Genomic DNA, 15,922 nt, shown 5'->3' on the forward strand with positions numbered 1-15,922 from the left:
TGAGAGCCGGCAAGCCAGCTCCTACAGGTACAGCACAGGTCTGGAGGGCAGTGATATCCCTGTGGGAGCTGGCTTGCCGGCGATAGGGCCAGCACAGGCAACCTTAGTTCCCTCGCCGCTCGATCTCCTCGGCATACCGCGCCGCAAAGGCCATCAACACCGGCCCCGCCCCTTGCAAGGTCACCAGCGCACTGCGCAGGAAATTCATGTTCCCCTCGACCCGCGCCCGTTCCAGCCAGGGCCCGGCTTCCGCCACCTGCCCACGCTCGACCAGCACCAGCCCCAGGCTGAACATGCCACGAAAGTCCCCCGCCTCGGCCGAACGCCGATACCAGCGCACCGCCCGTGCCGGGTTGGGCGCCGTGGCGATGCCTTGTTCCAGGTAACGCCCGTACAGGTTCATCGACTTGGCATGCCCCATGTGCGCGGCCTTCTCGTAGCACATCAGCGCCTGCGCCTGGTTGGCCGGTATGCCGCGCCCGGTAGCCAGCAGGTTGCCCAGGTTGTACAGCCCCCAGTCCAGCCCTGCATCGGCCGCACGCGCATAGTGGATGGCCGCCTGCGCCTGGCTTGGCTCACCGCCCCAGCCATGCTCCAGGCAACGCCCCAGCATGTTGTGCGCCATGGCACTGCCGCCCTGCGCGGCGATGCCGAACCAGCGCCTGGCCACGGCGGCATCCGCCTGAATGCCGCGCCCGTCGAGCAGGATCTGCCCCAGCAGCAACTGTGCCTCCACCGCGCCCTGCCCGGCCGCCGCCAGGATCGCCTGGGCGGCCTTGCCAGGGCTTTCTTCCAGCATGGCCTGCAAACCGGCCACATCCACCACTTCCTCACGCCGCAACTGATAGGACACGGCTCAGACCTCGGCCCAGCGGCGCAGCAGGTTGTGGTAGGTGCCGGTCAGCTGTAGCAGTGATGGATGGTCCGGCACATCGGCAGTCAGTTGCTGGATGGCATTGTCCATCTCGAACAGCAACGCCCGCTGGCTGTCCTCGCGCACCAGGCTCTGGGTCCAGAAGAACGCGGCGTAACGCTGGCCACGGGTAACCGGGTTGACCTTGTGCAGGCTGGTGCCGGGGTACAGCACCAGGTCACCGGCGGCCAGCTTGACCTGCTGCACGCCATACGTGTCCTGGATCACCAGCTCGCCGCCGTCATAGCTGTCCGGATCGCTGAGGAACAGCGTGGAAGACAGGTCGGTGCGCACCCGCTCCGGGCTGCCCTTGGGCTGGCGCAGGGCGTTGTCGATGTGGAAGCCGAAATTGCCGCCTTCGCGGTAGCAGTTGATCAGCGGCGGGAACACCTTGTGCGGCAAGGCTGCAGACATGAAGCGCGGGGTCTGCCACAGGCGGTCGATCAGCGCACTGCCGATCTCCTTGGCCAGCGGGTGGCCTTCCGGCAACTGCAGGTTGTGCTTGGCCTTGGCCGACTGGTAGCCGGCCGTGATCTTGCCGTCGGCCCAGTCGGCCTGCTCCAGCGCCTCGCGGATACGGGCCAGTTCATCGGCGTGAAACAAGCCGGGGATGTGAAGCAGCATGGCGGCAGCACCGTTGGAAAATGTAAAGGCGCCAATGATATTGATTCCCTTTTGCGCTTCACAAGCCCCATTCGCCGCTTAAGACGTTTCAGCTTGATGAAACCGTAAAGGCAAATTGTAAAGATTGTAAATTCTTCACGAATGGTAACGACTCTCAATTGTGAGTCACAATTGCTTACATTAAGATCCGCGGCCTTAACACCTTGGGGAAGGTCCTTAGCAATGCGCCAGTACGTACCATCTGCAGTGAGTTCACCACGCCTGATCGTGTCTACCATCGGTGTCGCCCTCAGCGCTTCGTCGGCCTATGCCGCCGACCCGGCCGCCAGCAGCGCTATCACCCTCGACGCCACCAGCGTCAACGGCAAGGCTGAACAGGCCAGCACCGATTACAAGGTCGACAAGGCCTCTTCGCAGAAGTACACCGCACCGCTGGTAGATACCCCGCGCTCGATCACCGTGATCCCGCAGCAAGTGATCAAGGACACCAGCGCCTTGACCCTGCAGGATGCACTGCGCACCGTGCCGGGCATCACCATGGGTGCCGGCGAAGGTGGCAACCCCTCCGGCGATCGCCCATTCATTCGCGGCTTCGACAGCCAAAGCTCGATGTACCTGGACGGCGTGCGCGATACCGGTTCGCAAACCCGCGAAATCTTCGCCATCGAGTCGGTGGAAGTGGCCAAGGGCCCGAACTCCTCGATCGCTGGTCGCGGCGCTGCCGGTGGCACCATCAACATGGTCAGCAAGCGTGCGCACCTGGGCAACTCGCTCGACGGCGCCTGGACCTGGGGCAGCGATCAGACCCAGCGCTACACCCTGGATGGCAACTATCAGTTCAGCGACAGCGTCGCTGGCCGCCTGAACCTGATGACCCACAAAAGCAACGTCGCCGGCCGCGATGAGGTCAACTATGACCGCTGGGGCGTGGCACCTTCGCTGGTGTTCGGTCTGGGCACCGATACCCGCGTGAGCCTTGACTACTACCACGTGGAAAGCGACGACCTGCCGGATTCGGGTATTCCCTACAGCCTGCGCTCCGGCAGCTCGGCCGCTCGCACCTCGGCCAACCCGGACAAGCCGACCCACGGCGGTGGCAGCAGCAGCAACTACTACGGTCTGGTCGGTCGCGATTTCTCCAAGAGCCGTGCAGATATCTCGACCATCAGCATCGAGCACGACCTGAGCGACTCGCTGACCATCAAGAACACCCTGCGCCATGGCAATACGCTGCAGGATTACATCTACAGCCAGCCAGACGACAGCAAAGGCAACATCCTCAACGGTGAAGTCTGGCGTCGCCCGAACAACCGCGTCGCCAACACCCGCACCACCACCAACCAGACCGACCTGTATGGCGATTTCTACGTTGGTGGCATGAAGAACAGCTTCTCCACCGGTATCGAGCTCAGCCGGGAAACCTCGGTAAAAACGGGCTATGACGTCACCGGTTTCGGCGCCGGCAACTGCTCGAGTGCAACAGGCCAGATCTCCGGTGTCTGCACCTCGTTCCCGAACCCCAACCCGCATGAAGAGTGGGACGGCACCATCAGCCGCACCGAAGCCGGTGCCGATACGGCTGGCAATACCCGCGCCATCTACTTCACCGACACGCTGGAGCTCGACCCAGCCTGGTTGCTGACCATGGGCCTGCGTTACGACCACTTCGACACCAAGGTCAAGACCAAAGCGGCCAACGGTTCCACCAGCTTCAAGACCGAAGACACCAGTGAGTTCGTCACTGGCCAACTGGGCCTGACCTGGAAGCCTGCCGAGAACGGCAGCATCTATGTGTCCTATGCCACCTCCGCCACCCCGCCTGGCGCCTCGCTCGGCGAAGGTTCCGACGGCAACGCGCTGGTCACGGCCACCACCACCAGCGAGCTGAAACCGGAAAAAACCACCAACTACGAAATCGGTACCAAGTGGGATCTGCTCGACGAACGCCTGGCGTTGACCGCAGCCATTTTCCGCACCGAGAAGGAAGACGCACGTGTACTGGTGGATAGCAACACCTACCAGAACATCGGCAAGACCCGTGTCGATGGCCTGGAGCTCAGCGCCAGCGGCAAGCTGACCGACGCCTGGCAAGTATTCGCCGGCTACACCTACCTGGATGCCAAGCTTGTCGACGGCGGCGCGCAGCGGGTCGGTACGGTGTTCATCGATGGTTACAACGATGGCAACCAGCTGCCTAACACACCGAACAACAGCCTGACCCTGTGGACCACCTACAACGTCACGCCGAAGCTGACCATTGGTGGTGGTGCCTTCTACGTCGATGAAGTGTTCGGCAACACCACCAACAGCGTGATGGTCGACTCGTACTGGCGCTACGACGCCATGGCCAGCTACAAGCTGACCAAGCACGTCGACCTGCAGTTGAACGTGCAGAACCTCACCAACGAGGTCTACTACGACAAGGCCTACAGTGGGCACTATGCCAACCAGGCCGCCGGGCGGACTGCACTGTTGACCACCAGCTTCCACTTCTGATGCCGGGATGGGGTTGATCTGCTCGGATAGGCTGCTCCTGTAACGGCCTCTTCGCGGGCTCGCCCGCTCCCACAGGTACTCCACAGGGTTCAAGTGCTGTGCAGTTCCTGTGGGAGCGGGCAAGCCCGCGAAGAGGCCAGTACAGGAGACCACCAAAAGAAGCCCCCGCCCCGTTCATTCCCGTGAGCGGGGCTTTTGCGTATCAAGGCATAATGCACGCCGCGCAGTGTGCGGCAGAAACACAAGGTGATCATGTGGTGAAGAAGACGCTGTTCCAATTGCACTGGTTCTTTGGCATCACCGCTGGCCTGGTGCTGGCCTTGATGGGTATCACCGGGGCCTTGTACTCGTTTCAGGAAGAACTGCTGCGCGCGCTGAATGCCGATGTCCTGAAGGTCCAGGTGCGCCCGGAGGGCGTGCTGCCCCCGGCCGAGCTGGTCCAGCGGGTCGAGGCCCAGCAGCACGACAAGGTGGCGATGCTGTGGGTCGATGTACGCGAAGGCAACGCCGCACGCGTCTTCTTCACCCCACCGCCAGGCGAGCGCCGTGGCCAGCTGCGCTATGCCGACCCGTACACCGGCGAACTCAAGGGAGAAGTGGCCGGGCAAGGCTTCTTCAACCTCATGCTCAACCTGCACCGCTTCCTGGCCATGGGCGACAGCGGCCGGCAGATCACCGGTGCCTGCACCCTGATGCTGGTGTTCTTCTGCCTCTCCGGCCTGTACCTGCGCTGGCCGCGCAAGGCGCTGGACTGGCGCACCTGGCTGACCTTCGACTGGGCCAAGAAAGGCCGCGCCTTCAACTGGGACCTGCACGCGGTGGCCGGCACCTGGTGCCTGCTGTTCTACCTGCTGTTCGCCCTGACCGGGCTGTTCTGGTCCTACGAGTGGTACCGCGAGGGCCTGAACAAGCTGCTGGCCGACGCGCCGGCCGCCGGCCAGCAGCAAAAGCGCGGCGAAGGCCGGGGCCGCCACGGGCCGCAGAAGATCGACAAGAACGCCCCGCCGCTGGTGGTCGACTACGACGCAATCTGGGCCAACCTCAAGGACGCTGCCGGCCCGGGCCTGGCCATGTACAACCTGCGTCTGCCACCGGTAGGCGGCCAGCCGGCCAACCTGTTCTACCTGCTGGACAACGCCGACCACCCACGTGCCTTCAACACCCTGGTACTGGACCCGGCCAGCGGCCAGGTGAAACGACATGACCGCTACACCGACAAGTCCTTCAAGGCTCAGTTGCTGCAGAGCGTCTACGCCCTGCACGTGGGCGAATACTTCGGCCTGCCGGGGCGCATCATCGTCACCATCGCCAGCCTGACCATGCCGCTGTTCTTCGTCACCGGCTGGCTGCTGTACCTCGACCGCCGTCGCAAGAAGCGCCAGGTACGTGCAGCCCGTGGCAACGTCACCAGCAACACTGCCAGCGGCGACAGCTGGCTGATCGGCTTTGCCAGCCAGAGCGGGCTTGCCGAACAACTGGCCTGGCAGAGCGCCGGGCAGCTTCAGGCCGCCGGCCTGCCAGTTCAGGTACGCGCCCTGGCAGAACTGGGTGAAAGCGACCTGCGCCAGGCCCGCCGTGCGCTGTTCGTGGTCAGCACCTTCGGCGACGGCGAAGCCCCCGACAGCGCCCGCGCCTTCGAGCGCAAGGTGCTCGGCCAGCCTTGGGCGCTGAACAACCTCAGCTATGCCCTGCTCGCCCTCGGTGACCGCCAGTATCCGCACTTCTGCGGCTTCGCCCGCCGCCTGCAGGCATGGCTGGGTGAACGCGGTGCCAGCAGTGCGTTCAGCCCGGTGGAAGTGGACAACGCCGACCAGGCCGCGCTGCAGCAGTGGCAGCAGGAACTGGCGCAACTGACCGGCGCCCAGCCAGTGGCCGCCTGGCAGCCGCCGAGCTTCGGCAACTGGTCGCTGGTGCGCCGCGAACTGCTCAACCCGGGCAGCCAGGGCCAGCCGGTGTACCTGCTGGGCCTGCGACCGGAACAGCCCGCCAGCTGGGATGCTGGCGACCTGGTGGAGATCCTGCCGCTCAATGGCCAGCCGAGGATCGACGCCTTCCTCGATGGCATGGCGCTGGACGCCGAGGCCAAGGTGCAAGTGAATGGCCTGGGCGAAACCCTCGCCCAGGCCCTGGCCGGCCGCCAGTTGCCGACCCGTCGCGATCACCTGGTTGGTTTGCAGCCGCAGGCGCTGGTAGACGCACTGGTGCCGATCGGCAGCCGAGAATACTCGATTGCCTCGATCGCCAGCGATGGCGTGCTGGAGCTGATCGTGCGCCAGGAGCGCCATGCCGATGGCAACCTGGGCCTGGGTTCCGGCTGGCTGACCGAGTACCTGCCGCTTGACGGTACGCTGAGCCTGCGTTTGCGGCGCAACAGCAGCTTCCACCTGCCGGAAACGGCTGCACCGCTGGTGTTGATTGGCAACGGCACCGGCCTGGCCGGCCTGCGCAGCTTGCTCCGCGCGCGGGTGAATGCTGGCGAGCAGCGCAACTGGCTGCTGTTCGGCGAGCGTAACCGGGCGCATGACCTGCTGTGCGGCAACGAGCTGCAAGGCTGGCTGGACAACGGCGACCTGGCACGCCTGGACCTCGCATTTTCGCGCGATCAGGCCGACAAGGTGTATGTGCAGGATGTGTTGCTGCAGCAGGCTGAAGAGTTCAAGCGCTGGGTCGCGGATGGCGCCTGTGTGTATGTATGTGGCAGCCTGCAAGGCATGGCTGCCGGGGTGGATGCGGCGCTCAACGGCATCCTTGGGGAAGCGGTTGTGCAGCAGCTGATCGAGGATGGGCGGTATCGGCGGGATGTGTACTGATCTTGCATTGATGTAGCCAGCACTGGCCTCTTCGCGGGCCTGCCCGCTCCCACAGGATACTCACAGATCTCGAAAGCTGTGCAATACCTGTTGGGGCGGGCAAGCCCGCGAAGAGGCCGGTACAGCTTCAGTGCAACTCGAAGGTGTCGGCATCCAGGTTGGCCGGGAACTTGGTCCGGTAGGCCGCCAGCTCCGCCGCGCTCAACACCGCGGTGAACACCCCGTCAGCCTCCCCGGCACTGAGCAGGCTTTCGCCCTGGAAGTCCAGCACCTGGCTGTCGCCGGAATAGGCAAAGCCCTTGCCGTCGGTGCCCACCCGGTTCACCGCCGCCACATAGCACAGGTTCTCGATACCCCGCGCCGGCAACAGGCGGTTCCAGTGCTGGCGGCGCGCAGCCGGCCAGTTGGCGGTGTACAGCAACAGGTCGGTGTCCTGGGCATCGCGGCTCCACACCGGGAAGCGCAGGTCGTAGCAGATCAGCGGGCGAATCCGCCAGCCCTTGAGCTCGAACTGCACTTGGCGCTCGCCCGGGGTGTAATGCTTGTGCTCACCGGCCATGCGGAACAGGTGGCGCTTGTCGTAGTGCAGTATCTCGCCATCCGGCCGGGCCCACAGCAGGCGGTTGCGGTGGCTGCCATCGGCGGCCTGGATGATCACGCTGCCGGTAATCACCGTGTTGTACTTCTTCGCCTGGGCCTTCAGCCATTTGTAGGTCGGGCCGTTTTCCGGCTCGCACAGGCTTTCCGATTGCATGGAAAAACCGGTGGTGAACATTTCCGGCAGGATCACCAGGTCCACTTCGCCCACCTGCTCCAGCAGCACCTCGAAGTGCGCATAGTTGGCCTCGCGGTCGTGCCAGGCCAGGGTGGTCTGCACCAGGGCAACTTTCAGGTTCGGCAGTGTACTCAGATCGCGCATAGTTTTTCCGCTGCCTGACGCAGCGTCTCCTCTCGTTTGGCAAAGCACAGGCGAACCAGGCGTTGCTCGGGGATGGGTTGCTGGTAGAACACCGACACCGGGATGGTCGCCACGCCGTGCTCACGGGTCAGCCACAGCGACATGTCGACATCGTTCAGGTCAGGGCGGATCTGCGAATAGTCCACCAGCTGGAAATAGGTACCCGCCGTGCGGGTGAAACGGAACCGCGAGCCCTCCAGCAAGCCGCAGAACAAGTCTCGCTTGGCCTGGTAGAAGGCCGGCAGTTCATCGATATGCTCGGGGTGCTCGGCCATGAAATCGGCCAGGGCGCACTGCAGCGGGGTCACACCGCAGAAGTTGACGTACTGGTGCACCTTGCGCAGCTCGGCACTCAGCGCCGGCGGGGCGATCACATAGCCGGTCTTCCAGCCGGTGACGTGATAAGTCTTGCCGAACGAGCTGACCACGAAGGCGCGTTGATACAGTTGCTCGTGGGCCAACACGCTGGCATGGCGCACGCCGTCGTAGACCAGGTGTTCATACACTTCATCGCTGACCAGGTAGATATCGCGGTCAGCGATAAGCCGGCCCAATTGGTCGAGGTCTTCTCGGGTAATCAGCGCACCGCTGGGGTTGTGCGGTGAATTGAGGATCACCATGCGCGTGCGCGGGCTGAGGGCATCGCTGAACTTCTGCCAGTCGATGCGGAAATCGCCGTCGCTCAGCTGTACATGCACGCAGCGCCCACCGGCCAGTTCCACGGACGGCTCGTAGCTGTCATAGCAAGGGTCGAAGACGATTACCTCGTCACCGGCATGCACCACTGCCTGGATGGCGCAGAAGATCGCCTCGGTGGCGCCAGGGGTGATAGTCACTTCCTGGTCGGCATCCACCTGCGCGCCATACAGCCGCGCGACCTTGGCCGCCACCTGCTGGCGCAGGGCCGGCAAGCCGGTCATCGGCGAATACTGGTTATGCCCGGCGGCCACATGCCGGCCGACTGCATCGAGCAGCGCCTGCGGGCCATTGAAGTCAGGGAAGCCTTGCGACAGGTTGAGCGCGCCCGTCTGCACGGCGAGCTGAGACATGGTGGTGAAGATGGTCGTGCCGACATTCGGCAGTTTGCTGCGGATCATGGAGCCCTCTTTCCTGGGGTGTATCCGGCACGGGGTGGAGCCCGAGCATAGCGGATCGAGCGGTCAGGAAAAAGCAGAGCGCTCCAATGACAACTGGTTTCGGCGCCAGCACAGGTGGGACAGGGCTCCCCACATCAGGATTACGGGTCTAATTGAGTATCCCCTTCATATCAATTTTTTTCGCAAGATGCTTACTTCCCTTTCAAGCCCGTATATTTTTTCATCGATTGGCTTATTGTGAATCCTCCTTTCGCTTTCAACCGTACTTAACTCGCGATCCGAAAGGTCATAATCAAATTTATTGCCATCTTTCCTTTGATCATTCCAAAACCTAATTTTACTCTTCAGACCATCGATTTTACCCCAAATCGGCGCATTATGGTCACGCAGCTTGATGTAACGCTGATGATCGTCTAAATGGCGCACCTGCAAATCCTTTACCCTACCCTTAAATCTTTCGGCCGCATCACTAAATTCAGCCGCCGTTGCCCCAAGTTTAGATTTACGACCAAGAGCAAAAAACGTGACGCTTCCTTCCTTTGCCCCAATACGTTCCAAATCGGCCCCCACCCTCTTAACATACCGCATCTTGCTTTCAATGGCTCTAGCAACATCGCTCGGATGTGCAGATGCTTTAAAGTTTTTCAAACCAGTCCTATTGATAAGCTCGGTAGCGCGCTTAACATTTTCAAACACTCCTTTCATCTTGAAATAAGAGCTGGGCGAAAATAGCCACCACGGAGCGTGGCCACTGGGATCAACATAATTGACTGGGTCTCCATTGCAATATCCATATGCGTTCAATACCCTGAAAGGTGAAAAACTATCTGGGGAGTTAAATCTCATACCATTTAATAATCTGTAACCATTCCCCAGCATATACCCTTGAAGCAAATCATCATAATATTCACCATTGAACCCTAACGAGGAACGCCCCGAAGAAAGGGATGGACAATGGCCATAAGCAGTATAATCAAACTGCTCCCGCTCACTCTCCTGCGCCACGCCAACTACAGAGCCGGAGTTATTAACCGACAATAGACTGACGCTATCCACAGCACCTATTCTCAATTCGGCTAATGATTGCCCTGCGACCCGAAACACAGTACGACTGCCTTGATCACGAAGGCTCGTGTGCATATCACCGTCACAATAAAATAACTTCAATGTTTTACGCTGAAGATCCATACTTAAGCCCTGATTGATAAACCACTCAAATGGGCATAAGTCTTTCAAAGCTTACAGCAACGGACAACTAGCATTTTTACTAGATAGGGGCGAGTAGCAGCGCCTGACCACGGGCGTGATGAGACAATCGAGGGGTCAGAAAAAGGGTTGAAACAATAGGGGATTTGCGCTGGATCAAAGGGCCTCTTCGCGGGCTCGCCCGCTCCCACAGGTACTGCACAAAGCTCAAGGGTTGTGCAGTACCTGTGGGAGCGGGCAAGCCCGCGAAGAAGACGACGCGGAATCAGCGCTTGTCGCGGCGCTTCTTCTCGGCCTTCTTGTGGTGCGACATCAGGCGGCGCTTCTTGTTGACCTGGCGGTCGGTGAGGGTGTTCTTCTTGCCCTCGTACGGGTTTTCACCGCCCTTGTACTCGATGCGGATCGGCGTACCGACCAGCTTCAACACACGCCGGTAGGTGTTCTCCAGGTAACGCGAGTACGACTTCGGAATCTTGTCGGTCTGGTTGCCGTGGATCACGATCAGCGGCGGGTTGGCACCACCAAGGTGGGCATAGCGCAGCTTGATGCGGCGGCCGTTGACCAGCGGCGGCTGGTGCTCGCTCACGGCATCTTCGAGGATCTGCGTCAGGCGGCTGGTCGGCCAGCGGGTTACCGCCGACTTGAACGCGGCCTGCACCGACTTGTACAGGTGGCCCACGCCGGTGCCGTGCAGGGCGGAGATGAAGTGGATGTCGGCGAAATCGACGAAGAACAGCCGGCGCTCCAGCTCGGTCTTCACGTAGTCACGCTCGCCCGGCTCCATGCCGTCCCACTTGTTCAGGGCGATGACGATGGCGCGGCCAGCCTCCAGGGCAAAGCCCAACAGGTTCAGGTCGTGGTCCACCACGCCTTCGCGGGCGTCCATGACGAAGATCACCACGTTGGCGTCCTTGATCGCCTGCAGCGTCTTCACCACCGAGAACTTCTCGACTTCCTCGTGGATCTTGCCGCGCTTGCGCACGCCGGCGGTGTCGATGAAGGTGTACTTCTCGTCATCGCGCTCGAACGGGATGTAGATACTGTCGCGGGTGGTGCCCGGCTGGTCGTACACCACCACGCGCTCTTCGCCGAGCATGCGGTTGACCAGGGTCGACTTGCCGACGTTGGGGCGGCCGATGATAGCGATCTTGATGCCATCCTTCTCGCTCGGGCCCGGGATGCGCACCGCTTCCTCGCCTTCCGCGACTTCGGCGTCCAGCGCTTCCTCGACCTGGTCGCGTGGCAGGTGGCCGAGCACGGCCTCCATCAGCGCATTGATGCCGCGGCCCTGGGAGCCGGCCACCGGGATGGCGTTGCCCATGCCCAGCGGCGAGAACTCGGCGCGAGCTACATCGGCATCGATGTTGTCGATCTTGTTGGCAACCAGGATCGCTTCCTTGTTCCGCTTGCGCAGGTGCTCGGCGATCATCTGGTCGGCAGCGGTCATGCCGGCACGGGCATCGACCAGGAACAGCACATAGTCGGCTTCTTCGATGGCCATGAGCGACTGCTCGGCCATTTTCTCGTCCATGCCCACTTCGTCACCGGTGATACCGCCGGTGTCGATCAGGATGAAGGAGCGACCCTGCCAGCTGGCATCACCATACTGGCGGTCACGGGTCAGGCCCGACAGGTCACCGACGATGGCATCGCGGGTCTTGGTCAGGCGGTTGAACATGGTGGATTTGCCGACGTTCGGGCGGCCCACCAGGGCGATTACGGGAACCATTCGGCTCTCCACTCTTGAATTCTTGAAAATGCAAAGGCCGCTGCAAGGCAGCGGCCGGAGTTCGGGCGGCGTGTCCTACGCCGCGGCTTGAAGCCCGCCAAGGCTTCAAGCATAGCTTCAGCGGATGGTCAGTGCCTCGAGCTTGCCGCTGTTGCCGAAGACGTAGATGGTGTCGCCGACCACAAGTGGGCGGGCACGCAGGCCATCACTGTCGATACGCTCACGGCCGACGAAGCGGCCATCGACCTGGCTCAGCAGGTGCAGGTAACCCTCGAAGTCGCCCACCGCCACGTAGCTGGAGAACACTTCAGGCGCGGTCAGCTGGCGGCGAGCCATGGTGTCGTTGGACCACAGGGCGCTGGACGAGCGCTCGTCGACGCTTTCGACAGTACCGGAAGCTTCGCTGACATAGACGTTACCGTAGCCCTGGGCGACACCCACGTAGCTGGAGGCATCACGCTGCCACAGCACGCGGCCGCTTTCCAGGTCCAGGCCCGCGACGCGGCCCTGGTAGGTGCTGACGTACAGGGTACCACCCGACAGCAGCAGGCCGCCGTCGATATCGACCACACGGTCCAGCTCGGAACGGCCCTGCGGAATCGCCACACGGCTTTCCCACACCGGCACGCCGTTGTTGATGTCCACCGCCACCACCTTGCCGGTGGACAGGCCGGCGACGGCCAGGCGGTTGGTGGCGATCGGCGCGCCGGTGCCACGCAGGGTCAGCACGGCCGGGGTGTTTTCGTAGATCCAGCGACGGTCGCCAGTGGCGGCATCCAGGCCGATCAGGCGATCGTCCTGGGTCTGCACCACCACCACCTCACCGTTGTTGGCAGGCGGGGCCAGCACTTCGCTGGTCACGCGGGAGCGCCAGCGCTCCTCACCGGTGCTGGAGTCCAGGGCGATGACTTCCCCCTTGAGGGTACCGATCATGATCAGGCCGTAGCCCACGCCGACAGCGCCGGATACCGGCAGCTCGAGGTCCTTCTTCCACACCACGTCGCCGGTGATGCGGTCGAGGGCGAAGACTTCGCCGTTGACGTCGGAGGCGTAGATACGGTCGTTCTCGATGGCGGGTACCAGGGTGTTGTAGGTCTCGCCCTGGCCGTCACCGATCGAACGGCTCCACTGCTTCTTCAGCACCACTTCCTCGGTGAACTTGGTCAGCTCGGCCGGAGGCAGTTCCTTCTTGCTGTTGCTGCTGCAACCTGCGGCCAGTACGGCCAGGGTCAGCACTGCTGCATGTTTCCAACCGATCACTTACGCGTCCCCTTTGGCCAAGTCATCCAGCTTCAATTGCAGGCCACCGACCGCCGCCTCATCGGACAACGCAGCCTTGGCTTTCTCGTAAGCGCTGTGCGCGTCGTCGGCGCGACCCAGTTGCACCAGCAGGTCACCTTTCAACTCTTCGCGGCTGGCCAGGAAGGCTTTGTCGGCGTCGCCGTCGAGCAGCTTGAGGGCGTCCTCGGCCTTGTTCTGGGCGGCCAGCACACGAGCCAGGCGCTGACGCGAAATTTCTCCCAGGGTGGCATCGGCCGGCTTGTCCAGCACGCTCTTCAACTCGGCAGCAGCGTCATCGAGCTTGCCGGTCTCGACCGCGACCTTGGCCACGAACAGGCTGCCGTACTGGGCGTAGGCGGTACCGCCGAACTCGCTCTTGAGCTTGCCGGCCAGTTCCGCGACCTTGGTCGCGTCAGGCTGGCCAGTCGGCGTCAGGCTGGTCTCCAGCAAGGCCTGGTACAGCTGCGAGGCACCTTGCGACTGATTGTTCTGGTACTTGTGCCAGGTATTCCAGCCCAACACCACCACGCCAGCCAACAGGGCACCGGTCAGCAGCGGCTTGCCGTTGCGGTTCCACCAGTCCTTGACCCCTGCCAGTTCATCATCGGTACTCGACACCCCAATACTCCTTTTCGCCTATTCGCTTGTTGAACCGCGTTACGCCTGCGCGATCGCGGTTTCCAGGTGCTCAGCCAGAGCATCCCAGGCAATGTTCTGTTGTTCGCCCTGACCACGCAGGGGCTTGAAGCCAATCTCTTGCTTGGCCAGTTCGTCGTCGCCGAGGATCAGGGCGAACAGCGCGCCGCTCTTGTCGGCTTTCTTGAACTGGCTCTTGAAGCTGCCACCGCCGGCGTTGACTGCCAGGCGCAGGCCCGGCAGGCGGTCGCGCAGGCCTTCGGACAGGCGCAGGCCGGCCAGTTCCGCCTGTTCGCCAAAGGCGCACAGATAGACGTCGATCTGGCGGCTGATGGACTCGGGCACCTTGCCCAGGGTTTCCAGCAGCAGGATCAGGCGCTCGATGCCCATGGCGAAACCGACGCCCGGGGTCGGCTTGCCGCCCATCTGTTCGACCAGGCCGTCGTAACGGCCGCCGGCGCAGACGGTGCCCTGGGCGCCGAGCTTGTCGGTTACCCACTCGAACACGGTCTTGCTGTAGTAGTCCAGGCCACGCACCAGCTTGGTGTTGATCACGAACGGAATGCCGGCAGCGTCCAGGCGGGCCTTGAGGCCCTCGAAGTGCACGCGCGACTCTTCGTCCAGGTAGTCTTCCAGCTTCGGCGCGCCGACCAGCACCGCCTGGGTGTTCTGGTCCTTGCTGTCGAGGATGCGCAGCGGGTTGCTCTTCAGGCGGCGCTGGCTGTCTTCGTCCAGTTGCTCCAGGCGCGCCGAGAGGAACTCGACCAGCGCATCACGGTAGCGTGCACGGGCTTCGCTGGTGCCCAGGCTGTTGAGCTCCAGCTTGACCGCGTCCCGGATGCCCAGCAGGCCCCACAGGCGCCAGGTCAGCATGATCAGCTCGGCGTCGATGTCCGGGCCGTCCAGGTTGAACACTTCCACGCCAATCTGGTGGAACTGGCGGTAGCGGCCCTTCTGCGGGCGCTCGTGGCGGAACATCTGGCCGATGTACCACAGTTTCTGCACCTGGCCGTTGCCGGTGATGCCATGCTCGAGCACGGCACGCACGCAGGCGGCAGTGCCTTCGGGGCGCAAGGTCAGCGAATCGCCGTTGCGGTCCTCGAAGGTGTACATCTCTTTTTCTACGATGTCGGTCACTTCACCGATGGAGCGCTTGAACAGCTCGGTGAACTCGACGATCGGCGTGCGGATCTGGCTGTACCCGTAGGTGTCCAGCAGGCCGGCCACGGTGCCTTCGAAGTAGCGCCACAGCGGCGACTGTTCTGGCAGGATGTCGTTCATGCCACGGATGGCTTGCAGCGATTTGCTCACGAAAAGTCCTTACGAATTCTGTGTGTCAGCCACGGACGATCAGCGCCGCGTCGGCTTCGGCCTTTTCGGCCGCTTTCTGGCGGATGAGTTTTTCCAGCTCATCGACCAGGTTGTCGTTGGTCAGCTTCTGCGCCGGCTTGCCGTCGATGTAGATCAGGTTCGGCGTGCCGCCGGTCAGCCCCACATGGGCCTCCTTGGCTTCGCCCGGGCCGTTGACCACGCAACCGATCACCGCCACGTCCAGCGGCACCAGCAGGTCTTCCAGGCGCCCTTCCAGCTCGTTCATGGTCTTGACCACATCGAAGTTCTGCCGCGAGCAGCTCGGGCAGGCGATGAAGTTGATGCCACGCGAGCGCAGGTGCAGCGACTTGAGGATGTCGTAGCCGACTTTCACTTCTTCGACCGGGTCGGCCGCCAGCGAGATACGGATGGTATCGCCAATGCCTTCGGCCAGCAGCATACCGAGGCCAACAGCGGATTTCACCGTCCCCGAACGCAGGCCACCGGCTTCGGTGATGCCCAGGTGCAGCGGCTGCACGATCTGCTTGGCCAGCAGGCGGTAGGCTTCGACGGCCATGAACACATCGGAGGCCTTGACGCTGACCTTGAAGTCCTGGAAGTCCAGGCGGTCGAGGTGCTCGACGTGGCGCAGGGCCGACTCGACCAGCGCCGCCGGGGTCGGTTCGCCGTACTTCTTCTGCAGGTCCTTTTCCAGGGAGCCGGCATTGACGCCGATACGGATCGGGATGCCCCGGTCGCGGGCGGCATCGACCACCGCGCGCACACGGTCTTCACGGCCGATGTTGCCCGGGTTGATACGCAGACAGTCGACGCCCAGTTCGGCCACGCGCAGGGCGATCT

The 15,922-nt window shown here is 62.6% G+C and carries 12 protein-coding genes; 2 read left to right on the forward strand and 10 right to left on the reverse strand.

Annotated features, from left to right (window positions below; genetic code table 11):
- Positions 1-103: 103 nt before the first annotated feature.
- Positions 104-853 carry a tetratricopeptide repeat protein gene (locus tag B2790_RS24815; protein ID WP_085587456.1) on the reverse strand — a complete coding sequence of 250 codons (750 nt, stop codon included), beginning with the start codon at positions 851-853 and terminating at the stop codon, positions 104-106.
- A gap of 3 nt (positions 854-856) precedes the next feature.
- Positions 857-1,537 carry a Fe2+-dependent dioxygenase gene (locus B2790_RS24820; RefSeq protein ID WP_075043838.1) on the reverse strand — a complete coding sequence of 227 codons (681 nt, stop codon included), beginning with the start codon at positions 1,535-1,537 and terminating at the stop codon, positions 857-859.
- 222 nt (positions 1,538-1,759) lie between these two features.
- Between B2790_RS24820 and B2790_RS24825 the strand changes: the two genes are divergently transcribed.
- Both B2790_RS24825 and B2790_RS24830 read left to right on the forward strand, forming a co-directional pair.
- Entirely contained in the window at positions 1,760-4,033 is a 2,274-nt protein-coding gene (locus B2790_RS24825) for a TonB-dependent receptor (RefSeq protein ID WP_286919993.1), read from the forward strand.
- A 254-nt stretch (positions 4,034-4,287) separates the two neighbouring features.
- A complete protein-coding gene (locus tag B2790_RS24830; protein WP_286919994.1) occupies positions 4,288-6,843 on the forward strand; it encodes a sulfite reductase flavoprotein subunit alpha in 2,556 nt (851 codons plus the stop codon).
- 127 nt (positions 6,844-6,970) lie between these two features.
- Here B2790_RS24830 and B2790_RS24835 read toward each other — a convergent pair whose 3' ends face one another.
- From B2790_RS24835 to ispG, 8 genes are all read right to left on the reverse strand, one after another.
- On the reverse strand, positions 6,971-7,762 hold the full coding sequence (locus tag B2790_RS24835) for an amidohydrolase (protein WP_023661352.1): 792 nt from the start codon (positions 7,760-7,762) through the stop codon (positions 6,971-6,973).
- Complete coding sequence (locus B2790_RS24840) at positions 7,750-8,898, reverse strand: pyridoxal phosphate-dependent aminotransferase (protein ID WP_286919995.1); 1,149 nt, start codon at positions 8,896-8,898, stop codon at positions 7,750-7,752. The genes B2790_RS24835 and B2790_RS24840 overlap by 13 nt, the downstream gene beginning before the upstream one ends.
- Positions 8,899-9,063: 165 nt before the next feature.
- Positions 9,064-10,086: an RHS repeat-associated core domain-containing protein gene (locus B2790_RS24845; RefSeq protein ID WP_286919996.1), complete on the reverse strand. Its 1,023-nt coding sequence runs from the start codon at positions 10,084-10,086 to the stop codon at positions 9,064-9,066.
- A 283-nt stretch (positions 10,087-10,369) separates the two neighbouring features.
- Complete coding sequence (der, locus tag B2790_RS24850; RefSeq protein ID WP_025337780.1) at positions 10,370-11,833, reverse strand: ribosome biogenesis GTPase Der; 1,464 nt, start codon at positions 11,831-11,833, stop codon at positions 10,370-10,372.
- Between the two features lie 117 nt (positions 11,834-11,950).
- Entirely contained in the window at positions 11,951-13,093 is a 1,143-nt protein-coding gene (gene bamB, locus B2790_RS24855) for an outer membrane protein assembly factor BamB (protein ID WP_286919997.1), read from the reverse strand.
- The gene (locus B2790_RS24860) at positions 13,094-13,732 is read right to left on the reverse strand and encodes a tetratricopeptide repeat protein (protein ID WP_015269019.1); all 639 of its coding nucleotides are present in this window, start codon (positions 13,730-13,732) and stop codon (positions 13,094-13,096) included.
- A gap of 39 nt (positions 13,733-13,771) precedes the next feature.
- Positions 13,772-15,061, reverse strand: a complete 1,290-nt coding sequence (hisS, locus tag B2790_RS24865; RefSeq protein WP_085691773.1) for a histidine--tRNA ligase — start codon at positions 15,059-15,061, stop codon at positions 13,772-13,774.
- 25 nt (positions 15,062-15,086) lie between these two features.
- Positions 15,087-15,922, reverse strand: an 836-nt coding sequence (gene ispG, locus B2790_RS24870) for a flavodoxin-dependent (E)-4-hydroxy-3-methylbut-2-enyl-diphosphate synthase (protein ID WP_286919998.1), incomplete at its 5' end; no start/stop codon positions are given.

The organism is Pseudomonas sp. UBA6753, assembly GCF_002453565.1.
GTDB classification, from domain to species: Bacteria; Pseudomonadota; Gammaproteobacteria; order Pseudomonadales; family Pseudomonadaceae; genus Aquipseudomonas; species Aquipseudomonas putida_Z.